General features: G+C 65.0%; 6 protein-coding genes. All 6 read right to left on the bottom strand.

The window, feature by feature from the left end; translation table 11 throughout:
• Nucleotides 1-28: 28 nt before the first annotated feature.
• Nucleotides 29-481 carry a cobalamin B12-binding domain-containing protein gene (locus tag CFN78_RS10550; RefSeq protein WP_094862544.1) on the bottom strand — a complete coding sequence of 151 codons (453 nt, stop codon included), beginning with the start codon at nucleotides 479-481 and terminating at the stop codon, nucleotides 29-31.
• 87 nt (nucleotides 482-568) lie between these two features.
• Nucleotides 569-1,789: a cytochrome P450 gene (locus tag CFN78_RS10545; RefSeq protein WP_094862543.1), complete on the bottom strand. Its 1,221-nt coding sequence runs from the start codon at nucleotides 1,787-1,789 to the stop codon at nucleotides 569-571.
• Complete coding sequence (locus CFN78_RS10540) at nucleotides 1,786-3,072, bottom strand: MFS transporter (RefSeq protein ID WP_165777513.1); 1,287 nt, start codon at nucleotides 3,070-3,072, stop codon at nucleotides 1,786-1,788. The genes CFN78_RS10545 and CFN78_RS10540 overlap by 4 nt, the downstream gene beginning before the upstream one ends.
• A 30-nt stretch (nucleotides 3,073-3,102) precedes the next feature.
• Complete coding sequence (locus CFN78_RS10535; RefSeq protein ID WP_165777512.1) at nucleotides 3,103-3,894, bottom strand: TauD/TfdA family dioxygenase; 792 nt, start codon at nucleotides 3,892-3,894, stop codon at nucleotides 3,103-3,105.
• A gap of 238 nt (nucleotides 3,895-4,132) precedes the next feature.
• Nucleotides 4,133-16,303: a non-ribosomal peptide synthetase gene (locus tag CFN78_RS10530; RefSeq protein WP_205660481.1), complete on the bottom strand. Its 12,171-nt coding sequence runs from the start codon at nucleotides 16,301-16,303 to the stop codon at nucleotides 4,133-4,135.
• A 454-nt stretch (nucleotides 16,304-16,757) separates the two neighbouring features.
• The gene (locus CFN78_RS10525; protein ID WP_165777511.1) at nucleotides 16,758-26,126 is read right to left on the bottom strand and encodes a non-ribosomal peptide synthetase; all 9,369 of its coding nucleotides are present in this window, start codon (nucleotides 26,124-26,126) and stop codon (nucleotides 16,758-16,760) included.
• Nucleotides 26,127-26,162: the final 36 nt, after the last annotated feature.

The raw sequence follows: 26,162 nt of genomic DNA, 5'->3' as shown, positions 1-26,162 counted from the left end.
GGGCTTGTCGTCGAGATTCCGGTGGCGCTCACCCAACACTCACAGGCAAGGACTCGACGAACGAGGTGAAGGCACGCAATCCGCCACCGTCCTCGAACACGGCGTCGAACCCGCCCTCGATCAGGTGCTCGACATATTGCACGTTCTCCTCGGCCCTGATGCCCAGCTTGCCGCCGATGACGACCGGGAGCGCGGACAGCAGCGGCTGTGCCCGAAGTTCCGCGATCAGCCGCATACCGTCGGGGAAACCATGGCCGTTCACACTACTCACCACGACCAGGTCGGGGCGATTGTCGATGCAGTACTCGATGAGCGTGGTGTTCGGCACGCAGGGGCCGAGATTCACCACATCATGCCCCTGCTCCAGAAGCAGCAACTGCAGGAACACGAGGTTCCAGGTGTGCGAGTCCGAGGGCACGGTGGTGACGACCACGTCGAGAGCAGGTTGCGATTCCAACGGAAACAACTGTTCGAGTTCCATTCAGCCCCTCTTAGGGTCGCCTGGTGTCCAGTACAGCCTGCCGGCAGACCGGGAACGAATCAATGAATTTCAGCGCTGGCGAAACTGCTACCCGGGGCCGGACGACGGAAAGAGCTCTACCGGCAAACTACTGAAACCGCTCAGAAAGTTTGAGTAGATCCTCTTTTCTCCACCCGTTGAACGAATATCTGAAACCTTCTCGATCAGCGTTGCCAGCATCGCGCGTATCTCCGCGCGGCCGAGATATGCGCCGATACAGAAATGAGGTCCGTAGCCGAACGCTACATGATTATTCGGGCTACGCGCGAGATCGAATTCGCCGGGGTTGTCGAAGACGCGCTCGTCGAAGTCCGCGGAACTGTGCCATAAGGTGACGATATCGCCAGCGCGAATCCGTTGACCATGCATTTCCACGTCGCGCACAGCACTACGCCCGAAATGCATAGTCGGTGTCGTCCAACGCAGCACTTCCTCCACCGCGCCGTCGACCGAAACCTCACCATCACGCAATGCTCGCCATTGGGCTGGATTATCGATCATCGCATGCAGCCCGCCGATCATCGACAGCCTGCTCGTTTCGTCACCGCCCAGGATAAGGCTGTAACAGTTGAGAACTATCTCATCCTCAGTGAGTTCCACCCCATCGATCGACGAGACGGCGAGATGACTCACCACATCAGAATGCGGAGTTCCCTTTCGCCGCCTGGCAATCTTCGCAAAATACATGAGGATGTCGTTCTTGGCGAGCCACTCCGACATCCTGTCGGGTTCCAAGGTGTCCGACGCAAGCGCGGACTTGGTCAACCGGAGCACCTCGGGACGATCCGACTCCGGAACATCTAGTAGGTCGCAGATAGTGTTGAGCGGAATCTTGGCGGCTACGTCTTTTGCGAAGTCGGCCGCCCCTTGCCGCACTGCGTTGTCGACGAGCTCCGACGTTGCGGAACGCAGTCGTTCGAGAATTGGTTGCAACGCCCTGGGCGAGAATGACTTCAGCAGAATTCGGCGGAGCGCGACATGCCTGGCGCCATCCGTGACGGCCAGCATCCTCCCCGCAGCCGAGTCCCCGCCCTGCAACAAGGTGTCGAGTATGTTTCCCCGCTCAGAGGTGAAGTTCGATGTGTCCCGGTAGATCGCCAGCAGGTCCTCGTGCCGGGACAGCACCCAGAAGCCGGGCCTGTCATCGGACTCCGGATGCCAATAGAGTGGTTGTTCCTGCCGGAGCTGGTGCCAGAATGCCGCCAGATCCTGGTCGGCGAACGTGCGCGGATCCGCCAAATCAACGTCCGTCAGACTGGGAGAGCTCATTTGTTGATCCGTTCCTCCTGCATCGGGCCGTTCGGCCCAGCCGCTTCGTCGATGTCGGCCATCCCGCGAAATCTGCGCAGAGTCGGACTGGTCGCCGACACGATCGCAGGCAGAAGCATCAGCACCGCGCACACGAACAGCGCGTCCCGGGGGCCGAGCACCTGCATCAGAACTCCACCCAGCGCGGGTCCGATAGCACCGGCCGTTCCGTCCAGCACTCCCATCGCGCCGCTCAGCCGGCCACGCATCGAGTCCGGTGTGAGCAGCAACTGATACGTCACGATGGTCGTGTTCGCCGTCGGCGCGATGAACGCGCCCACCGCGAGCAATCCCCCCGCGACAAGGGGATGCCCGGCGAACGCGACCAAGGGCACCAGCAGGGTCGAGATCCAGATGACGCCGGTGATCGCCACGTACGGACTCAGCATCTTGTGCAGCCGGGTCGCGGCGAGCGCGCCGAGCAAGCCGCCGACACCGAGCAGTGCCATCATCACCCCGATGAGCAACGACGGCGTGTTCTGTTGCTCGGCACGCATGATGACGATGATCAAGATCGCGGTGAACGACATGTTCAGCGCGACCGCGCATATCGAGGTCAGCCTGATAATCGGCTGCTGGACGACCCATCGCACACCGGCACTGAGGTTTCGCCAGAATCGTTCGGGCGGAACATGCTCCGCTTCCGCTTCAGTGTCCTCGGGCCTCGGCCTGCCTGGAATCCGCAGGAACAACAGGACCACGAAGGACAGAGCTGTCAGAACTCCGTTGAGCAGGAAGGGAAACACTCGAGAGAGCCCGAACAGCAGACCGCCGAAGGTGTTACCCAGCAACTGACCGAGCGACACCCGGGCCGAATTGAGTGCCAGCGCCGTCTGCAACTGGTCGTTGCCCACCACCTGCGGCAGGGCCGCCTCTTCCGCGGGAAACGTGGCTGCGAGGGCCGCACCCTCGATGGCGGCGGCCACCAGCAGGTGCGGAAACGTCAAGGCCTCCTGCCAGACGGCGACACCGATGCTCGTGTACGCGATCGTGCGAATCCCCGCGCACAGAAGCAGGATCCTCTTACGATCCCACCGATCGGCCAGTACACCGGCCGGCAGGCCTACCGCCAGTTGTGCACCTACCAGCGCCGTGCCCACCAGGCCAGCGGCCGCCGGCGACCCGAGGACGGCGAGCGTAAGCAGTGGATACACCAGCACGAAGACTTGGTTGGTCAACTCGGAGCTGGCCTGCGTGATCCACAGTAGGTGGAAATTGCGGTTACGGGACAGTGGGATGCTCACCCGGTACTCCTCGTTCGACACGGTCAGGAGTCAGGCGATGATCCGGGAGCGCCGATCACTCATGGCGTAGATCCGCCGGACGTCGCGGATCAGATTCAGACGTTTGAGCCAGCGGTCCTTGCCGTCGTACCGAGGATTGAACGGTTCACGTCCGTGCACCACGCGATAGTTGTCCACGAACACCGCGTCCCCCGGGAGGAGCGCCACTCTCTCAATGCGATCGGCGAACTCACGATTGGTCGAGATGATCGCCTCACTCGCGACGACGTCGCTGGCGGCCGCGGACATGAAGTCGACGTCGAATCGGAAGTAGGGTCGTTCGGCCGGGCCGAACACCACGGCGCCGAGGTCGTACCCACGCCCGGCCAGATAGTCCTCCGCTGCGGCACCGGCGAGTACCGCACCCACGTGGGAATCGTCCGGGTAAAAACGAAAGCGGCGCTGTTCGAGGATGTCCCTGACCGACTCGGTGAGTTCGAGATTGGCGATGCGTACCAGTGTCGTCCCCACCGCATCCGGATTTCGCAGGCACATCAGGGACACATAGTCACCTCGGCACGGATGAAACACGTCCTCGGTGTGCAATGACAGCTCGGTCTCGCTGCTGGCGCTGGTCATCGAGTTCTCGTGCCCGGGTGCGGGACACACATCGTGCACGATCCGGCCGTCCTGCTGGTTCGCCCAGCCGAACGGCTCCCCGAGAGCGGAACCGCAGAGCAGCAGCGCGGCTTCCTCACGATGCCCTGCCCCCGTCTTGGCTGCGATGTCCCAGCCGATAGGCGTCGGCGGGAGATCATCTGACACCGGCAGGTTGGACACCACCGTGACGTCCGACTCGTTCTTCCGTACCCCCGCGAGGAACTGCCGCAGTCTCAGTGGTAGACGCTCGGCGAGTTCGGTCGAGCTGTCCATCGCCTCGAGTGGATTCCAGCGTTCGGGGTCGTCCCCCGCGACCTCGGCGACCAGCTCCGCTACTTCGTCACGTTCCTGCTGATTCAGCGTTATTCTGTGCACAGCTCTGTCCCCTTCGTCTCGTCGGCACGCGCTGGTACACGAATGCTCAGGCGTTCTGCTGCGCGATGTCCCACAGTGCGTGACGGACGTCTTCCGCGAGGCTCCGCACGGTGTCGATCGTGTGGACGTTCGGGGAATACATCCAGGTCAGTTCCAGTTCGCCGGCGTACACACCTGCCACGACCTCGATCAGATGAGTACGTATCTCCTCGGGCGCCTGATCGCTTCCGACGCTGGGCAGATGTCTGCCGAAGGTCGTCGCATCGACCGTGCCCTCCCACTGGCCCAGGTAGTTGAAGCTGACCTGGGCTCCACGGGAGGCGGTCAGCCGGTGCCCGGCCCCGTCCGGGCCGCTGAGATAGCGAAGCGCTCCGTACCCGATGCCACGGCCAGGAACCTCGCGCAACCGCTTCTTCACCTCGCGGGTTATCGAGCGCCAGTCCGGCCGCTCGGGATCGCCGACGCGAAACGCCACCGGGAAGATCGAGGTGAACCAACCAACCGTTCTTGACAGGTCGACCTCGTCGAACAAGTCCTCCCGCCCGTGGCCCTCGACGTCGATGACCACTTCGGCGTTGCCGGACCAGCGCGAAAGAGCACGACTGGTTGCAGCGAGCAGAAGATGGTTCATCTGCGCGCGGTACCTTCCGGGAGCTCGCCTCAGCAGGATCTCCGTCTCAGCCGGGTCCAGGCGAACCGCGAGCGTTTCACCCGAACCAACCGTGTTGGGTCCGGTGCCGTCTACCGGAACATCGGCCGGGACGGCACTAGCGGCCGTCCAGTGCTCGAGTTCCCGGTCGAACGCTCCGCCGGACACGTGCTCTTGGAGCCGGATCGCCCACTCCCGGTACGAAGTGGTCTTGGGCGCCAACGAGACGGATTTCCCGGCGGCGGCCTGTTGATAGGCGTTCGCCAGGTCCTCGAGGAGAATTCGCCACGACACCGCGTCGACGACCGCGTGGTGGGCGGTAAGGAAGAGTCGCGGCTTGGTCGCGGTGACGAACAGGACCGCTGCGAGCAGGGGCCCGTTGGTAAGGCTCAAACCCTCCTGCGCGCGCAGCGCCTCGGCCTCCAACACCTGGTCCTGGTCGGTCCGGCGAGAGATGTCGACGACGCGAAGGTCCACACCGGCTGTCTCCACCGGCAGTACCCGCTGCCGCCACTGCCCGTCCCCACTGGAGAATCTCGCCCGCAGGACGTCGTGATGCGCGAGGACCGCGCTCAGGGCCAGATGCATCGCGGTCCGGTCGGCCTGGTCGGCCAGTTCGAGTTGTACGGACATTCCGAAATGGTCCGGGTGGCGCGGATGGTGCTCGAAGAACCACCGTTGGATCGGAGTGAGCGGAGAGTCCCCGATCGCCGGAATACCACTCGACACGAGTTCGTCCGCCGCCGCTACCTCAGCCAGCTCCGCGATCGTCTGGTAGGTGAAGATGTCCTTCGTCGTCAAGTACATGCCCGCGTTGCGTGCCTTCGACACGACCTGGATGCTCAGGATCGAGTCGCCCCCGAGCTCGAAGAAGTTGTCGTGCACGCCGATGTCGGTCAGCCCGAGCACCTCGGCCCAGGCCGCCGCGAGTTTCGCCTCGGACTCGTTGCGGGCAGGCACCCGCTCGCCGACGGGCTGTTCCTGCGAGACAGGCTCTGGCAGAGCACGACGGTCCACCTTTCCGTTCGGGGTCAGCGGTATCGCGGCGACCTGGACGAACAGTGCGGGCACCATGTAATCGGGCAGGCTGTGAGCGAGGTGTGCCCGCAGTTCTGTCACTTCTGGCGTCCCATCGGAGCCCGATACCAGGTAGGCGACGAGCCGGGAACCCTTCCCCATCGGCTGGACGACCACCGTCGCCTCCGACACGGCCGGGTGCGAGATCAGTGCCCACTCGATCTCGCCGGGTTCGATCCGGAAACCGCGAATCTTCACCTGGTCGTCGGCTCGGCCGAAGTAGTCCAGTCTGCCGTCGGGCAGCCTCCTGGCCAGATCGCCGGTGCGGTAGAGACGATCCGCGAGCGGGTGCTCGACGAACCGCTGCGCCGTCAGTTCCGGCCGATTGAGGTAACCGCGGGCCAAGCCCGCACCCCCGATGTAGAGCTCACCCCGCGCTCCGGCCGGTAACGGGTTCCCGCGTGGGTCGAGCAGGTACGCGGTGTAGTTGCCCAGCGGACGTCCGATCGAGATCCGTCCACGCTCCTGGATCTCCTTCCAGTCGAGTTCCTCGTACGTGACGTGCACGCAGGTCTCGGTGATGCCATACATGTTGACCAGCCGGACGCCGTCGTAGTTCTCGAACCAGTCCCGCACGTGTCTTGGCTCCAGCGCCTCACCGCCGAAAATGATCGTGCGCAGCCGGACAGGCAGGGCCTCGCCGGACTCCACGGCGGTGCGAACCAGTTCGCGAAAGCTGGACGGCGTCTGGTTCAGCACGGTGATCGCTTCCGTCCGCAGGAGTCGCCACATCTGCTGCGGGTCGCGCGCCACCGGCAACGGAACCAGCACCGCGCGGCCACCAGAGGACAGGGCTCCCCACAGCTCCCACACCGAGAAATCGAAGGCATACGAGTGGAACACGGACCAGACGTCCTCTGACCCGAGGCCGACATGCGGGATCGTATGGGTCAGCAGATTCACCACGTTGCGGTGTTCGACCAGCACCCCCTTCGGCATGCCAGTCGAACCGGACGTGTAAATGACATAGGCGAGATCGTGTGGCCGAACACCGGTCTCGGGAGCGGTCGTCGGCTGTGCCGCGATAGGCGCCCGTTCTTCATCGAGCCGGACCGTCTCGATCTCGGACGAGCACGGCAGACCGGCCAGTTCGCGCTCGGTGATCAGTATCGTGGCGCCGGAATCCTCGAGAATGAACGCCAGCCGTTCCGGCGGATAGGCGGGATCCAGCGGGACGTAGGCCGCACCCGCCTTGAGGATTCCGAGCAGGCCGACGACCATGTCGATGCCGCGTTCGACGCTGATGGCGACGAGCGAACCCGGCCCCGCACCGCGCCGGCGGAGATGATTCGCGAGCTGGTTGGCCCGTGTCGTCAGTTCGGCGAAGCTCAGTGTCACGTTGCCTGCCCGGAGCGCGGCAGCCTCAGGCACCTGCCGGGCCCGCGCGTCCACGAGCTCGTGGACGCACCGGTCCGGTACCGGAAGAGCGTTAACCGAGGCGGCTTGCCGAAGCAGCGTGGCACGTTCGCTGTCGGACACGACCGTCAAGTCGCCCACCTTCGCGGCCGGATCGTCGACGATCGACTCCAGCAGAACCTGGAACTGGACCGCCATCTGCCGCACCGTGTTCTCGTCGAACAGGTCGGTGTTGTATTCGATGAGCGCTTCCAGACCGCTGTCCTCGACACCGAATTCGAACGAGAGATCGAAGACAGCGGAACGAATCGGCAACGGAAGCGGCTCGACTCCCACGTCGCCGAGCCGGAAGCGGCCGCCGGGAGTGTTCTGCAGTACCACCGTCGCCTGGACGAGTGGGTTCCTGCTCGGATCCCGTTCAGGCGCCAGCGCGTCGACCAACCTCTCGAACGGCACGTCGGCGTGTGCGAACGCTTCGGCTGAGGTGTCCCGGACAGTGCGGAGCAGCGCTTCGAACGAATCCTGAGCGTGAACGGTGGACCGGAGGACAACAGTGTTGACGAAGAAGCCGACCAGGTGCTCGAGATCGACATGGTCCCGTCCCGAGGTCACCGTGCCCAGCGCGATGTCCTCCTGCCCGGTGTAGCGGGCCAGGAGTACCTTGGTCGCGGCCACGAGCGTCATGAATAGGGTCGCGTCCTGTTGCCTGCCGATGCCACGGAGCCGCTCGGCCATCGCGGCCGGAAGATCGAACCTGTGCACGGCGCCGTTCGACGTCTTGGCCGGTGGACGCGGCCGGTCGGTCGGCAGTTCCAGCGGCGAGAGCCCGCCGAGCTTCTCCACCCAGTAGGCGAGCCGCTCGTCGAACACCGCTCCGGTCAGCTTCTCCCGCAGCCAGACGGCATAGTCGGCGTACTGTACGTGCAATTCGGGAAGCCTGGCGTCCACACCGGCGACCGCAGCGGAATACAGCGTGCCGAGTTCCTCTGCGATCAGGCCCATGGACCAGCCGTCGGTCACGATGTGGTGCATACACAGGACGAGCCGGTGCCGATCGGTGGCCAGCCGGACAAGCCTGGTTCGCAGCAACGGGCCGCGCCGGAGATCGAACGGGGTCCGCATCTCCTGACTCAGCACCGCCTCCACCGCGGCATCGTGCTCATCGGCGGGGACCGCCGAAAGATCGGTCAGGTCGATGACCGGCTCGACGATGTGGTGCACTGTCTGCACACCGTGCCCGTCGAGCGAGTCGAACGTCGTGCGCAGTGCCTCGTGCCGTTCGACGAGCCGGTTCAGCGCCTGCTTCAACGCATCGATGTCGAGGTCACCAGTCAGAGCGAAACCTCCGCCAGTGTTGTATTCCACGCTTTCCGGGGAGAACTCGTCGAGAAACCACAGTCGTTGCTGGGCAAACGACAGAGGGAAGTTCTGCTCGGAAGCCGAGCCCCGGGGCAGCGAAACCGGGCCGGCCGCCGCCTTCGGCTTCTCGGCGGCGATCAGTGAACCGAGGTCCGCGAGCACCGGGTTGTCGAACAGGACGCGTGGGGAGAGCTCCACACCCAGCCGGGAACGCAGACGGGAAACCACCTTGATACTCAGGATGGAGTCACCACCCAGTTCGAAGAAATCGTCGACGGCGCCCACCCGATCGAGGCCGAGAACCTCGGCGAAGATCGTCGACAGGGCCCGTTCGATGCCAGTGCGAGGCTCGACGAAGGCAGTCTCCAGCGTTGGCCGGGATTCGGGCGCGGGCAACAGCTTGCGGTCGAGCTTTCCGCTCGGTGTCAGAGGCAGTTCGTCCAGGTCCACGAACGCCGCGGGGACGAGGTAGTCCGGCAGGCTCTCGGCAAGGAAGTCCCTGAGCCTGGAGGTGTTCACCGATCCTTCCGGATCGGTCACCACATAACCCACCAGGCGCATGCCGAGCAGGTCGTCCCGGGCGACCACCACCGCCTGGCGAACTCCCGGATAGGCCAGTATTCGGGCTTCGACCTCGGCCGGCTCTATCCGGTGCCCCCGGACCTTGACCTGGTCGTCAACGCGGCCAAGGTGTTCGAGCATGCCATCGGCACACCACCGGCCGATGTCGCCGGAGCGGTACATCCGGCGGCCCGCCGGGCCAAACGGTGCCGCGACGAAGCGCTCCGCCGTCAGGTCGGCGCGGCCGAGGTAGCCACGTCCGAGACTGTCCCCCGCGAGGTAGATCTCACCTGGCACACCGGCCGGGACCGGCCGCAATCGGGCGTCGAGGACGTAGACGGCGGTGTTACGGATCGGTCTGCCGATCCGCGGAGTCGCGCTGTCCGCGGCGTTCGCGCCCACCGCGTCCACCGTGCACTCGCTCGGCGCGTAGAAATTGTGCGTGGTCAGTCCGTCGTGTCGCCGCATTCGCGCCCACAGCTCCGGGCCGCTGCCTTCCCCGCCGAGCAGTACGCAGGACGGTGTGGGCCCTTCGCCTTCCAGCGCCCCGAGTTCGAGGAGCTGGTGCATCAATGTAGGAGTCACGCCGAGGAAGTCGATGCCCCGACGCCGCACATAGGCCGTCAGGGCCGCGGCATCGCGTCTGGTCGGTTCATCGATGACGTGCAGTTCGGCACCGTGCACCATGCCGATGATCTGGTCCATGGTCGCGTCGAAGGACAGTGATGCGGTGTGGGCGACCCGCAATGGTCTGCCGACCGCGTCGGTCGCCGGTCCGAACACCGTCGCGCCATGACTCGCGCAGAGATTCGTGACTCCGCGGTGGACGACCTGCACGCCCTTCGGCTTTCCGGTGGAACCGGACGTGAAGACCACGTAAGCGAGTTGATCAGGGTGCACGACGACCGGTTCTGTCGCCGGTGGGTGTGCATCGATCTCGGGCCAGTCGCTGTCGAGCAGGACGATCGGGCGTCTCCCCAGTGGCAGCCGGTCGGCCAGGCTTCGCTGGCTCAGCACGAGATCCGGCGAGCAGCAGTCCATCATGTAGCGGAGCCGGCCCGGCGGGTAGTTCGGATCCAGTGGTACGTAGGCCGCACCCGCCTTCAGAATCCCGAGCAGTCCGACGATCATCTCGATGCCCCGCTCGACCGCGAGCCCCACCATCGCGTCCGCGCCGACCCCGCGGCTCGTCAGGTAGGCGGCGAGCCTGCCCGATCGCTCGTCGAGTTCCGCGAAGGTCAGGCTCCGATCGCCGGCGACCACAGCGGTGCGGTCCGGCGAACTGACGGCCTGCGACGCGAAGCGTTCGTGCACCGGCCGGGCGTCCGCATCGGAAACATCGGTCCGGTTGACCTCATCGACCAGCTGGGAACGCTCGTGCTCAGTCAGCAGGGTGACCCGCGAAAGCGGCTGGTCCGGATTTGCCGCGACCTGCTCCAGCAGGCGTCGGAGTGCGTTCGACATCCGCCGGATCGTGTCGTTCTCGAACAGGCCAGGGTCGAAGTTCAGCACCAGCGAAAGCTCGGAACCCGCATGTGCGACCAGACTCAGTGGATAGTTCGTCGATTCCTCAGCCTGGAACTCGACGACCTCGACCCCATGCCGCTGGGCCGAATCCGCGTCGAATGGGAAGTTCTCGAATACGACGATACTGTTAAACAGACTTGCACCCGGCGGGAACTCGCTCCAGCTCTGGAGATCGGCGAGAGAGACGTAGTCGAACTGACGCGACGCCGCCTGGCTGTCCTGCAGGCTCGTCAGCAGTCCGGCCAGCGTGGCCTGTTCGTCGACCGGCACCCGCACCGGCATCGTGTTGATGAAGAGGCCAACGCAGTCCTCGACCGACGGCAGGGCGTCCGGCCGTCCCGAGGTGGTGGCGCCGAACAGGACGTCCTGCTCACCGCTGTACCGGGCCAGCAGCAGACCCCACATTCCCTGTACCGCACTGTTCACGGTCAACCGATGACGCTTCAACGTCTCGTACAGGTTCCGCGTGGTACCGGCGGCGATCCGGATCTCGTGGCCGACGACCGAGCGAGCTCCGTGGCTGGCGTCCGGATGCCTGTCGAAGGGCAACGCGGTCGGTGCCGAGAGTCCAGCCAGTCCTTGGCGCCAGAACGATTCGGCGGCAGGACCGTCCTGGCGGGACAGCCACTCCACGTACTCGCGGAATGGGGGGCGCACCGGCAGCGTGGGTTCCACCCCGTCGGCCAGGCTCTGGTAGGCGGCGAACAGATCAGCGAGCACGTGCGAAGTGCTCCAGCCGTCCAGCAGGACGTGGTGCGAGCTGCGCACAACTCGTACCTGATCGCGTCCCAGCCGGACGACGGTCAGCCGCATCAGCGGTGCCGTCGACAGATCGATTCCCCGCTCGCGATCCTTCGCCAGCAACTCGGCAAGCCTGCGCCGGCGTTTGGGCGCAGGCAGATCGGACCAGTCGAGGTGATCTATCTCCAGCGGACAGGTGCGATGCACGACCTGTAGCGGCTCCGGAACTCCCCGCCACAACAGCGAAGTACGCAAGATCGGAGTGTGATCAACGACCCGCTGCCAGGCGGCAGCGAGCAGTTCCGGCTCAGACACACCCCCGAGGACGAACGACATCTGCTCGAAGTACGTGCCCGCGTCGGATTCCATCAGGCTGTGGAACAGCATCCCGCTCTGCATCGGCGTGAGGGGATACACGTCGACGACGCCCTCCGCGTTGCCCAGCGCTGCGTCCAGTTGGTCCTGATCCAGGCCACACAACGGAAAGTCCGAGGGGGTCGCGCCCCCCACACCGACGTTCGCGCAGTGACCGATGATCTCGTCCAGCAAGGTGATCAGCCGGTCCGCCAATCGCCTGATCGTCTCCGGACGATGCACGTTCGCCGAGTACACCCAGGTGAACTCCATCTCACCGTTCTCGACGACGCCCACCACGTCGAGCAGGTAGGGGCGTTCCTGGTCCGGGTGGTGATCCCGGCCGACATTGGGTAGATGCCGCTGGTACAACTTCTCGCTGGCCGTGATCGTGGTGAACTGCCCGAGGTAGTTGACGCTCACTTCCGGCATGCGATGGGCCAGCAGTTCCGGGTGTTTCAGAACGTACTTGAGTACGTCGTAGCCGAGTCCTCGCCCCGGGATGAGCCGGAGCTGCCCCTTGATCGACTTGATCAGTTCTCCCCACCCGCATGCCTTCGGGACACTCAGCAGTGCGGGGAAATGCGTGGTGAACCAACCCACGGTCTCGGAGACGTCCAGGTCGTCACCGAGGTGCTCACGACCGTGGCCCTCCATTCCAATGGCGACGAGTTCCTGTTCGGACCACTCGGCGAACAGCACGCCCGCCGCGCTCAGGATGATGTCGTTGATCTGGGTGCGGTAGGTGGACGGGACCATCTGCAGTAGTGCGTCGGTGCGCTCCCGGCCCAACTTCACCGATAGCGTCTGCTCGCTGTCGGCGGAATTCGGGCCCGGCAGGTCAACCGGCAATCGCGATGCGGCCGCGGGGTCGGCTTCGGTCCAGTAGGACAGTTCGTCGTCGAATCGGCCGGCCTCGGCGGATTCGACGAGACGACTCGCCCACTCCCGAAACGACGTCGTCTTCGGGCCGAGATCGACCGGCACACCCGAGCGGGCCTGCTCGTACGCCGATTCGAGGTCCCCCAGCAGGATTCTCCACGAAACGCCGTCCACGACGAGGTGATGCACCACAATCAGCAACCGCGGGCGTGCCCCCGTCCGCGTGAGCGCCACCCGCAGCATGGGGCCAGAGCCGAGCTCGATCGAGGACTGCATCGACAACGCCAGGGCATCCACGCCCTGGGCCGAATCCAGCTCGCGGACGATGAGAACTTCGGCATCCGACAGCCCGTTATTGTGCTGACGCCACCGGCCGTCCTCGTGGTGAAACCGCATCCGCAGCGCATCGTGTTTGGTCAACAGCGCATCGACCGCCGACCGAAGCGCCGAGACATCGACCTCGCCCACGGGCTCGACGTGGAAGGTCATCGTGTAGTGCTCGGGATGCACCGGGTGGCTTTCAAAGAACCAGCGCTGGATCGGAGTCAGCTCTACCGCACCGACCACTTCGCCCTGGTCGGCGTCGGGCGCTCCGCTGAGCAGACCGTCCACTTGAACGAGCTCGGCCACCGTCTGCCTGGCGAACAGGTCCTTGGTGGACACGGTCAGTCCGGCCTGGCGAGCCTTCGCCGCTACCTGCATGCTCAGAATCGAATCGCCACCGAGTTCGAAGAAGTTGTCCTGGGTACCGACACGTTCCACACCGAGCACGGCGGACCAGATCGAACACAACTGGCACTCCAACTCGGTTCGCGGGGCCGTGTACGCCTGAGCCAGTTCCGGCCGGCCGTCCGGTTTCGGCAACGCCTTCCGATCGACCTTCCCGCTCGGAGTCATCGGCAGCCGGTCGAGCGGCACAAAGATCGACGGGATCATGTAGTCCGGGAGTGTGCGGCCGAGCGAAGCCCGCAACTCGGCGACAGACGGCACGGCGGTTCCTGCCACTGGGACCAGATACGCCACCAACCGCTGGACCGCGCCGTCCCGGCGCGCGGTCACCGCGACCTCCGCAATGGCCGGGATCGCGATCAGTGCGCCTTCCACCTCGCCGAGCTCGATTCGAAAACCACGAATCTTCACCTGATCGTCGGCCCGTCCGAGGAACTCCAGTTCCCCGGTCGGCAGCCACCGGGCCAGGTCGCCCGTCCGGTAGAAGCGCCGGCCGCTGTCGTCACGCTGGAAACGTTTCGCAGTCAGCTCCGCACGGCCGTGGTAGCCACGGGCGACGCCGTCCCCGCCGATGTACAACTCGCCGGCCACTCCGATCGGCACCGCGTTACCGATTCCATTACGCAGCTCGATCCGGGTATTCGCCAGCGGACGGCCGATCGGTACGAATCCTCTGCCATTGAGCGACTCCGGAGTCACCTGGTGCACCGACGAGTCCACTGTGGCTTCGGTGCCCCCGTAGGCGTTGATCACCATCGCCTCGCGTGAGACGACGTCCAGCAGGTCCCGGCAGTCCTCGACCCGCCACCCTTCCGAGCCGACGGACACCAGTCGCAGTGTCTCGAGGCCACTCTTGCGGCGACGCGCCTCGGTGACGACCGAGGCCGCCAGACTCGGCGACATCTCGAGTCCAGTCGCCGAGGCGCCTGCCACCAGATCCACCAGCGAGGAGGGCTCAGTGACGACATCCGCCGGGGCGATTATCAGCACTCCGCCGAACAGCGCGGAACGAATGAAGTCGGCGAGAAAAAGGTCGACTGAAATGCTGGATACCGATACGAAACGCAGCTTCGCAGAACACAATTGGTAACGTTCGTTCCACGCATGTGCGATGTAGTGAAGGTTTCGATGCTCGACCTGCACGCCTTTGGGCTCCCCGGTGGAACCGGACGTGTATATCACGTAGGCGAGAGAATCCGGACGCGCGCCACCTGTCGGTCCGGTGGCCCGATCACACGATCCGACTGAATCGATGTCGACGAGCTCGATGTCACTGCCGTCGAACAATCCGTGCAGATCGGACTGGGTTACCACCATCGTGGAACCACTGTCTTCAATCATGAATTCGATCCGGTCGACCGGGTAGCTGGGGTCCAGCGGCACATAGGCACCGCCAGACTTCATTATTCCCAGTATTCCCGCCAGGAGTTCAGGGCCGCGCTCGAGACAGAGGCCGATCAACGTATCCGGCACCACTCCCAGGTCGGCCAGCCGGTTGGCTACCTGGTTGGCGCGAGCATCCAGATAGCCGAATGTCCACGCCTTGCCGTTGAACTCGACGGCCGGCGAGTCCGGTGTGCGCCTCGCCTGCTCGGCAAAGATCTCGTGCAGGCAGCGCGGCTCCCCGCTGTCCATGGCTGTCTTGTTCCACGATTCGATCAGCTCCTCGTCCGCCGGCGAGTGCACCGGGAGCCGGCCGACGTTCTCACTCGGGTCTGCGGCGACGGCGCCGAGCAGAACAACCAGTCCGGCAGCGAGGCGTTCGGCCGTGGCCGCGTCGAACAAGTCCGTGCTGTACTCGAGACTGGCCTCTAGCTTTCCGCCCTGCTCGGTGAACTCGATACTGACGTCACGTGTGGCATTCGTTCTGGGCAACGAGAACGGCTCAACCTCCAGTCCCGGCAGGTCGAATTCCATGGCCGGCGCGTTCTGCAGTGTGACCAGCGCCTGTACCAGCGGCGTCGTACTGGTATCCCGTACGGGCGCCAGCTCTTCCACTAGTCGTTCGAAGGGGATCTCCGCGTTGGCGAACCCGTCGAGCACCGTACGCCGCACGTTCGCCAGGTGCTCGGCGAAGGTCAATCCCTCATGCATCGTGGACCTGATGGGAATCGTGTTGACGAACAGGCCGACGAGGTGCTCGAGCTCTGTCCGGGGACGCCCCGAGGTCACGGTGCCGACAGTGACATCGTCCTGCCGGCAGTAGCGGCTCAGCAGAACATGAGTCGTCGCGATCAGGGTCATGAACAGAGTCGCACCATGCTCACGGCCGAGGGCGATCAATGCACGGGTAGTCGGTTCCGGGACCGAGAACCAATGCACGGCACCAGCGGAGGATCGAACTGCCGGCCGAGGGCGATCGACCGGCAGCTCCAGCGGTTCGATTCCTTCGAGTCGATCGCGCCAATACTCGAGCTGCCCGGCCAGCTCACCCCGGTTCCACCGCTCGTTCTGCCAGGCCGCGAAGTCGGCCCAGCGCACCGGGAGGCGCGGCAGTTCCGCGGTGCCCCGCCCTTCGCAGGCGGCTCGGTACAACGCTCCCAGATCGCGGGCCAGCAACCCCAGTGACCACCCGTCGGAAACGATGTGATGCATGCTGAGCACCAGAACGTGCCGAGTCGGTTCCAGCCCGATGAGAGTGGCGCGGAACAGCGGCCCCCGCGACAGGTCGAACGATTGGCCGGCCTCCTCGGTGAGCAGACGACTCAGCTCGGCCTGTTGACCGCTTCGCGGCATGGCGGTCAGATCGATCTCGTTCAGCTCCGGGCCGGCCGAGTCCCCAACGAGCATTACGCCCCGGCCGTCAACGGATCCGAACGTGGTCCGCAGGGACTCATGGCGCCGGATCAGGTGGGACAACGCGGTCAGCAGCGAATGCCGATCGAGCGCGCCGGAGAGCCGGAGTCCGACTGCGACATTGTACTCGGCCCCGCCCTGATCGAACTCGTTGAGAAACCAGAGCCCTCGCTGGCCCGATGACATCGGAAGAGGCCCATCGCTCGCGGACCGCGGAATCAGCTCGGCCTGAACGGTCCTGCCACCGCCTCCGGCGAGGCGGCTTCTGAGCAGCTTCCGTGCATGTTCGGGAAGCGCCGCGATGCGATCCTCTTGCGACATCGGGTCGTTCACGCCATTCCTTTCGAGGTCGACCAGAAACGGCCACGCGGCTTCGCAGGCTTCGCTGACACCACTTACATATTCCGAGTCTTGCCCTGGCGCCCGTCACCCGCAACGCTTTTCAGGGAGACGCAAAAGTCGCCACTCTCGATCACGGAGCGTAGATACGGAATCGTCCCGTCGGCAGGGATAGCGGTCAATGGCACGACTCCGGCAAACGCACGATATGAAATCGTCCCACGGCCACAGTAATCGACTGAAAATAGCTGTGTTATTTCTCGTCGCTTGACAACCTTAAACTATCGACTGAGCCAGGCATTCATTCGACGAGAGACTTCTCGATCTGTGCCAAAATTTCGTCTTCGACAACCCTTCCCAATGCGGCGACAGTGGGCGAATCGAACAACACCCGCGGCGACAGTTCAACATCAAACTCATCTCGAATTCGGGATATTGCTTTAACCGCGCTGATCGAGTCTCCTCCAAGACGGAAGAAATTGTCTTCGACGCCCACTTCGCTGACTCCCAGCAATCGTTCCCACAGCCGAGTCAGCGCCGACTCTGTCTCCGTGCGCGGGGCCATGTACTCGACTTCCGTCTCCAGCCGCCCTTCGGGTACGGGCAATGATCGTCGGTCCACCTTGCCATTGGTGGTCAGAGGCAGGCTTTCCAGCACGACGAAGACGGCTGGCACGAGGTGCCCGGGGAGTAGCTCACCGAGGAAGTCCTTTGCCTCGCTCACGACGAACCCGGCCTCGTCCCGCAGGACGACATAGGCGACCAATCGTTTGGTACCCGGCTGATCCTCACGAACAGTGACCGCAGCCTGCGCCACCGCCGAGTACCGGACCAGTACGGATTCGATCTCTCCGGGCTCTATCCGGAATCCGCGGATCTTCATCTGCTCGTCGGCTCTGCCCAGCATCTCGAGCAGACCGTCGGTACGCCATCGAACGAGATCGCCGGTCCGGTAGAGGCGCGATCCCGGCGGCCCGAACGGGTTCGCGACGAATCGCTCCGAGGTGAGGTCCGGGCGGCCGAGGTAGTTCCGGGCCAGCCCATCGCCTGCGATGTACCACTCGCCTGCGACGCCGGGCGGCGTAATCCGCAGATCGGCATCCAGAACGTAGAACCGGGTGTTGGCCAGCGGTCTTCCCACCGGAATCAACGCTCCGGACGACCCCTCGGCGGGTACGAGATACGAAGCCGCGAACACCATGCTCTCCACGGGCCCGCAACAGTGCGCCAATCTGAGCTTCGGGAATCGCGCCCGCGCCTTTCTGATGTGCCCGGGAGACGCGGCCTCACCCCCGGTCGCCACCTGCCGGACCACAGCGAACACCTCCGGGAAGTCGTCGACGAGGACGTTGAACAGGCCCGCCGACAACCACAACGCGGTAACCCGGTGTCGTTTGATCAGCGACACCACCGCGTCGAGCCCAGGCGCTTGCGAGGGCACCAGAACCGAGGTTGCACCGTGCAGCAGTGCACCCCACAGTTCGAGCGATATCGCGTCCCAGGAAACCGGCGAGTACTGCAGGAACACCTCGTCCGGTCCGAACTCCAGGAAGTCCGGCCCGAAGAAGGTCCGGACGGTCGATCGATGCGGATGCTGCACACCCTTCGGCGCACCCGTCGATCCGGAGGTGAACATCACGCACGCCAGTTGGTCCGGCGAAGTCGGTCTGCACGGTGGCTCGGATGGCCGGGCCGCGATAGCGGCGGCATGGGTATCGACACACGTCACCCGTGCGCCCATACACCCCGCCTTGGCCCGAAGCTGTTCGTTGGTGACAACCACCGGGGCCGCAGTATCACCGAGTATCGCGCGAATTCGCTCGTCCGGGAACGCGGGGTCGATGGCGATATAGGCGCCACCGGCCTTCATGATGGCCAGCATGCCGATCACCATGTCGATTCCGCGCGGCAGCAGCAGGCCGACGAGGTCGTCCCGATCGATCCCGGCGTCGATCAACTGATGTGCCAGCCGGTTCGACCTCAGTTCCAGTTCCCGGTAACTCAAGGTGTGATCCTCGATCACCAGGGCGGTGGCGTCCGGCGTCCGTCCTGCTTGCTGCGAGAAGAGTTCGTGGACACCGCGCTCGGCCGGATACGCCACCTTGGTGTCGACCCAGTCCTCGGTTACCGCGCGCACTTCCCGCTTCGTGAGCATCGGCAACTGCGCCACCGAGCGGGCGTTGTCCTCCGCGATCCCTTCCAGCAGGCGGATAAGGTGATCGACCATTCGCTCGACCGTTCCCGGTTCGAAGAGGTCCGAGTCGTAGGTCAGCAGAAACGACAACTCTTCATCGAGGTAAGAGATGAGATTGAGTGGGTAGTTGGTGGACTCGTGCGAGTTCACTTCCCGCAAGTGGAGTCCGTGTCTAGCCGCGGCGTCACGATCCACCGGGTAGTTCTCGAACACCACGATGCTGTCGAACAGACCGCCCTGCTCGATCTCGCTGCACGACTGCACCAAGGACAGTGAGGTGTGCTCGAAAGCCCGGGACTCCACCTGTGTCCGCTGCAACTGGGTCAGCCAGTTCGCCGGGGTCTGCTGAGAATCGACCTGGACCCGCACCGGGACAGTGTTGATGAAGAGACCCACGATCGAGTCGACACCATCCAGATCGGCCTGCCGTCCGGACTGGGTGGCCCCGAAACAAACGTCACGTTGCCCGGCATGTCTGGAGAGCAGCAGCGCCCATGCGCCCTGGACCACGGTGTTGACGGTCAGCCGATTCTTGCGTGCGAACTCCTTGACCAGGGCCGAGGTATCCGCCGACAAGCTGCTTCTGACGTGTTCCACGGACCGGGTGCGGTGCTCTCGGATCGGGTGTGTGTCGAACGGCAGCCTCGTACGTTCGGCCAGCCCGGCGAGCGCCGCGCTCCAGTGTTCACGCGCCGCGTTCTCGTCCTGTTCGGCGAGCCATTCCAGGTAGTCGCGATAGGGACGCCGGGACGGATGCACGGCGGGCTGCCCATCAGCCAGCTCGCCGTAATGCGCGAACAGCTCCGCCATCATCTGCTGGGTGCTCCATCCGTCGAGCAGAATGTGGTGCGCGGTCTGCACGACACGGACCTCCTCACCGGACAACCGGATCAAAGCGATGCGCAACAAGGGCGCCTCCGTCAGATCGATGGACTCGGCCCTGTCCTCCACCAAGTACTCCGTCAGCTCCGATTCTCGTTGCGCGAAGGAAAGTCCGGACCAGTCGAGCCGTCGAATCGGGAGACGCGGGTCCCGGTGCACGACCTGCATCGGCTCGGGTACGCCTTCCCAGACCACGCTGCTGCGGAGGATCTCCAGTCTGGCCACTGTGCGCCGCCACGCCTCGGCGAACAGGTCCAGGTCCGTCACACCTTCCACTACGAAAGTGACCTGCGTGCTGTACACGCCGGTGTCCGGCTCCGCCAGAGTATGGAACAGCATTCCGCTCTGCATCGGGGTAAGCGGGTAGACGTCCTGGATGTCCTTGGCGTTTCCGAGAAGGCGATCGAGTGCCGGCTGATCCAGGCCCGCGAGCGGGAAGTCGGATGGCGAGCACCCACCGGCCCCGGGGTCGGCGCAATGCCTGACGATCCGGCGCAGTTCCGACAGGGTGGCCTCCGCGAGCCGCCGGACGGTCTGCTCCCGGTGCAGACGGTCGGAGTAGGTCACGGCAAGTTCGAGCTCGCCACCGTGGACCGACGCGGTCAAGTCAAGCACATGCAGTCGCGCGTGACCGGGATGTTGGTCGAGTCCCAGACGAAGACTCGCGCTGTCGAAGAGATCACCACCGAGTGCGGACTCACCCCACTGCCCGAGGTAGTTGAAGCTGATCTCCGAGCGGCGTTCCTCGACCCGCCGGGCGCGGCGCAGCACGCCGTAGCCCAACCCCCGGCGGGGAACTCCACGCAGTTGCTCCTTCACGGATCTGAGCAGGTCGCCGATCTCCGGCTCGTCGATGACGAGGTCTACCGGGAATACAGTGGTGAACCAGCCAACCGAACTTGACACGTCCAGCCCCTCGGCGTGCTCCTCACGTCCGTGCCCCTCCAGGTCAAGCCCCACCCGCCGGTTGCCGGTCCACTCGGCCAGCACCCGGCCGAAGGCGGTCAGCAGGACGTCATTGATCTGCGTCCGGTAGGTGGCGGGAACCGAACGGAGCAGGGCATCCGTTTGCTCCCTGCCGAGTCGCACGGACACCGTTCTGGCTGACGCGACCGTGTTCTCCTCCTGCCTGGCAGGGAAGTCGACCGGAACCGGGGTGCGCGAACCGGTGCCACGCCAGTAGCCGATCTCGTCGTCGAAGACACCCTCGTCGGCGTCGCTGGCCAATCGTCGCGCCCACGCCCGGTAGGTCGTTCCGGGCGGCCGTTCGACAAGCTCCGCACCCGCCACCGCGGTGGTGTAGGCATTCCCCAGGTCTTCGAGAAGAATGCGCCAGGAGACGGCATCCACCACGAGGTGGTGAGCGACGAGAAGCAATTCGCCCGGCTCCCGCAGAACGGCCCTGAACAGCTTTCCGGCCGCCAGATCGAAGCCTCCCCAGGGATCGTGCTCTTCCCCGGGCGCGACCACGACGAGCGGATCGAAGTCGTGCTCAAGCACATCCTGGCTCGGATCGTCCACCCCGTCTTGACGGCACAGCCGCAGGCGAAGCGACTCGTGCGACCGTACAAGCGATCGAAGTGCGGCGCGCAGTGCATCCACGTCGATTGCATCGAGCAGGTCGATCCGCGCCCACTGACTGAAGCGTTCGGGATGAACCGGGTGGTTGCCCAGGAACCACTCCTGCACCGGGAGCAGTTCGGCAGGACCGTCGGCCTCGCCCGGTACGAACAGCTCGACGGCGCGGACCGTTCCGGCCAGGTCACCCACCGTCTGCCGAACGAACAGGTCCTTCGAGGTGACCGCGATGCCCCGCTGCCTGGCCGCGGCGACCACCCGGAGACTCAGGATGGAATCGCCACCGAGATCAAAGAAGTTGTCCCGGGTGCCGACATGCTCCACGCCGAGAACCTCGGACCAGATGTCCGAAAGCGTCTGCTCGACGTCGTCGAGTGGCGCGACGTACCCGCCGTCAGTGTCCTCGTCCGGGCCCGGAATCGGCAGGGCGCCGAAATCCACCTTTCCGTTCCGGGTGAGCGGGATCGCGTCCAGGACCACATAGGACGCGGGGATCAGGTAGTCCGGCAGCCGGTCGGCGAGAAGTCGGCGGAGCCCGGCCGTGCCGGTCAGCGCCGACTTCTCGAGCACGAGATAGCCGACCAGCCGCTTGGCACCTGGTACGTCCTCGCGCACGGTCACCACCGCACGGCGGACCCCGGGGCATTCGGTGAGCGCCGCCGCCACTTCCTCCGGTTCGATCCGGTGACCGCGCAGCTTCACCTGGCGATCCACCCTGCCGAAGAACTCCAGATTACCGGCGACGTTCCATCGAGCCAGGTCACCGGTGCGATACAGTCTCGCGCCGGCACGGCCACACGGGTCCGCGACGAAACGTTCCGCGGTCAGGTCCGGCCGGTTCAGGTACCCATGCGCGAGACCATCACCTCCGACGTACAACTCCCCGACCACCCCGGCAGGCATCGGCCGCAGATCGTCACCGAGCACGTACGCCGTGGTGTTCGGGATCGGGCGGCCGATCGGTACGAGTGTGCGCGCCTGCGCGACATCGGCCGGCACAATCTCGTGGGTGGTCGCCACGATCATGCTCTCCACCGGGCCGTAGCCGTTGACCAGCCGGAGGCCGGGGTATCGCTCCAGCGTCGTCCGGAGCAGTGCAATCGCCGCGACGTCACCGCCGATGATCACCTGGCCGGTTGCACCGAGAACCTGCGGATACGCCTCGGCCAGTACGTTGAACAGACCGGCCGGAAGGCAGAGCGTGTTGATACCGAGGCTGGTCACCAGCTCGCTGATCTTCTCCGCGTCCACCGTCTCGTCCTGGTAGAGCACCGCGCACCCACCGTGCAGCAGGGCCGACCACAGTTCCAGCGGCAAGCCGTCCCACGACAACGGCATGCACTGCAGAACCACCTGACCGGGACCGAGGTCGAGAAAGTCCGTGCCACACAGCGCGCGTGCCACGGATCGGTGGGTGCACAGCACGCCCTTGGGTCGGCCGGTCGAGCCGGAGGTGTACAGGACGCACGCCAACTGGGAACCGCCCGCGTGCACCTCGGGTCGCGACCGCGGCCGCGACCCGACCTCGTCGGACTCCACCTCCACCACGCCGACCTGTGCCGAGGGGACGTCCAGCTTGTCCGTCGCGACCACCTGCCTCGCCCCGGTCTCGGCCAGGAAGTACCGAGCGCGCTCCGCCGGCAGGCCGGGCTCCAGCGGCAGGTAAGCGGCGCCCGCCTTGAGGATTCCGAGCAGCCCCACCACGAGTTCCGGTCCTCGCGCCGCACGCAGACCGACGACCTCCCCGGGCGCGACGTCGCGGGCGAGCAGTTCGTGCGCGACCTGGTTCGCCCGCCCGTCCAGTTCCGCATACGTCATCCAGCCGAGTTCGTACCGCAGAGCGGGTGAGTCCGGAAACTCGGCGGCCACTCCGGCGAACAGTTCGTGCAACCCCTCGCCGGCCGGGTAAGACCGCTCCGGGCCGTTCCAATCCGACACGACGAGGCGGCGCTCCTCGTCGCTGAGATTCGGCAGCTCCCGTATCGGCATCACGGCGCCTTCATCGGCGGCGATCCCGTCGAGCAGGGTCGCCAGGTTCCCGGCCATCCGGGTGATCGTCTCGGCCTCGAAGAGGTCCGTGCTATACCCGATGGACACCCGTAGGCGACCGTCTCGCTCACCGAACTCGAAGGTGAGATCGGTGATACACGAGTAGGTCGGAAGGTTCGCGTTCTCCACCCGGAGCCCGCCGGCGTCGGCGTGCGAGATCCAGGCGTCCTGCATCATCACCATCGCCTGGTATACGGGAGTTCTGCTGGTGTCCCGATCCCGCTGGACCTGTTCGACCAACCGCTCGAACGGCACCTCTTGGTGTGCGAAGGCTTCCAGCACGGTACCGCGGACCTCGCGCAGGAAGTTCACGAACGTCTCGGATTCGTCCACCGTGGAACGCACCACGACGGTATTGATGAAGAACCCGAGCATCTTCTCGAGTTCCGCATGGTTGCGTCCCGCCGTGACCGTACCCACGGCTATGTCGTTCTGTCCGGAGTACTGGCGGAGCAGCAGCGTGGTCGCCGCGGTCAGAGTCATGAACAAGGTCGCGTCGGCCGAATCCCCGAGACGCCTGAGTCCGGCGGCGGTGCCCGGCGGGATCTCGACGTGATGGACCGCGCCGGCGGCGGTACGCACGGCAGGCCGGGGATGGTCGGCCGCGAGATTCAGCGTGCCGATGCCGTCCAGTTGCGATCTCCAGTAGCCGAGGTGACCGTCGACCGTCTCGTCCGTCCAGGTGGAACGTTGCCAGGCCGCGAAGTCGGCGTAGTGCAATGGTTCGGGCTCGGATTCTGCGTGTTCTCCACAAACGACGGACGCGTAATCGCGGCACAACTCGTCGATCATGATCCCGATGGACGAACCATCGGTCACGATGTGGTGCGCGCTGAATACGAGCACATGTTCCTCGTTCGTCAGTCGCAGTAGGAGTGCCCGAAAAACCGGCCCCTCATGCAGATCGAACCGGCGCACCAGTTCCGCTCGTACCTCGCTCCGGTACTCGGCCTCCCGCTCTCGTTCGGGAAGAAGGCTGAGGTCGCGCTGCGGAAGTGCGAAGTCTCCCACCGGTCGCACCACCTGCACGCCCCGCCCATCGACGGTGTCGAAAGTGGTTCGCAGGATCTCGTGCCTGGTTACGAGCAGTTCGAGCGAGATTTCCATGGCCCGAGGGTCCAGGTCCCCGGTCAGCCGGAGTCCACCGCAGACGTTGTAGTCGTATCCCCCGGAGTCGAACTGGTGAAGGAACCACAGTCGCTCTTGTGCAAACGACATCGGAAGCGGACTCCCCCGATCGGCCGGAGCGATCGACATCCGTGTCGCGAAACCGCGGAGCTCATCCACGATCGCCGCCATCGACTCTACGGTCTGTGCCTCGAACAACATTCGAGGTGCCAACTCCACACCGAACGAGTCCATCGCCCGGGTGAGTGCGCGAATCCCCCGGATGGAGTCCCCGCCGAGGGCGAAGAACCGATCCGTGCGCCCGATCCGTTCAACACCGAGAACTGATGACCAGATCTCCGCGAGCGTTCGCTCCGTCTCCGTCCACGGAGCGGAACTGCCCCCCTCATCACCTGGCCCGTCCATGGCCGGCTCCGGCAAAGCTGCCTTGTCCAGCTTTCCGTGCGGGGTCAACGCGAAGTCGTCGACACCGACGAAGAATCCGGGCACCATGTACTGCGGGAGGACTGTGGACAGGAAGTCCTGCATCCCGGTGGACTCGCGGGCGAGCGTCGCCGGAGAGATGTAGCAGACAAGCCGCTTCCCCTCCGCGCCATCACCCTTGGCGGCCACGGCGACCTGGGCGACTCCCGGGTATCCGGAAAGGACAGCCTCGATCTCACCCGTTTCGATACGGAATCCGCGAATCTTGACCTGGCCGTCCACCCGGCCGACGAACTCGATCTCGCCATCGCTCCTGGTGCGGACCAAGTCCCCGGTGCGGTACATCCTACTGCCGGCCGGGCCCGCGGGATCGGCGACGAAGCGCGCCGCCGTGACGCCCAGCCGGTTCCAGTATCCGCGGGCCAGACCGTTGCCAGAGACGTACAGCTCGCCAACCGAGTCCGGTGGAACCGCACGCAGATCATCGTCCAGTACCTGCACTCGCACACCACTGAGCGCGTCCCCCATGACAGGCGTGCCGGAGCCGCTCAGGGCCTCGCTCACGGTCGCACAGACCGTGGTCTCGGTCGGACCATAGGCATTCACCATGTGCCGGCCGGCTGACCAGCGAGCTACGGACTCGCCGGACGAAGCCTCACCCGCGACCAAGATGGACACTCCGGTGGAGACGTCTGACGGAGACATCACCGTCAGCGCGGTCGGCGGGAGTGTGGCATGGGAGACCTGTTGCCGGCGCAGTAGATCGGCGAGCGCGGCTCCGGGGACCAGGTCCTCCGGCGGGGCGGTCACCAATGCGCCGCCCGCCAGTAGAGGACCGAAGATCTCCCATACCGCAGCGTCGAAACCGATCGACGCGAACTGCAGGACGCGACTGGTCTCGCTCAGGTGGAAGCGTTCCCGCATCGTCACGAAACTCGGAATTCCGGTGTGGGTGACGACCACACCCTTCGGCCTTCCGGTAGATCCGGAGGTGTAGATGACGTAGGCAGGATGTTCCGGTGAGAGCGGGCACCGACGATCCGAGTCGGTCAGCGCGGCGGTCGGATACCCACTGGTGTCTGGACTGGTCAGCCGCGCCAGCCGGTCTGGCACCAGGACCGCCGATTCTTCTGTACAGAGGCAGAGTTCGGGAGCGGCGTCGTCGAGGATGTACGAGACTCGCTCGGCCGGATACGCCGGGTCAATCGGTAAGTATGCGGCACCGGCCTTCAGGATCCCGAGAACTCCGATCACGAAGTCGGGCCCGCGCGGAACCATCACCGCGATGACCTTCTCGGGGCCGGCTCCCCACTCGGCCAGCAGGCGTGCGAGTTGGTTGGCCCGTGCATCCAGTTCCCGGTAGGTCCACGAGGATGCCCCGTGGATCAGCGCGACCGACTCCGGTCGAGTTGCCACTTGAGCTTCGAACAGCCCCGTAATAGCCACGTCCGA

The sequence above is a fragment of the Amycolatopsis antarctica genome (assembly GCF_002262875.1).
Classification (GTDB): Bacteria; Actinomycetota; Actinomycetes; order Mycobacteriales; family Pseudonocardiaceae; genus Amycolatopsis; species Amycolatopsis antarctica.
The sequence above is the reverse complement of the archived record's forward strand: the minus strand, read 5'-3'. Positions and strand labels throughout refer to the sequence as shown.

Excerpts from the sequence above, each read along its gene's own strand:
- CFN78_RS10550 (WP_094862544.1), bottom strand. The coding sequence starts at position 481 with ATGGAACTCGAACAGTTGTTTCCGTTGGAATCGCAACCTGCTCTCGAC.
- CFN78_RS10545 (WP_094862543.1), bottom strand. The coding sequence starts at position 1,789 with ATGAGCTCTCCCAGTCTGACGGACGTTGATTTGGCGGATCCGCGCACG.
- CFN78_RS10530 (WP_205660481.1), bottom strand. The coding sequence starts at position 16,303 with ATGTCATCGGGCCAGCGAGGGCTCTGGTTTCTCAACGAGTTCGATCAG.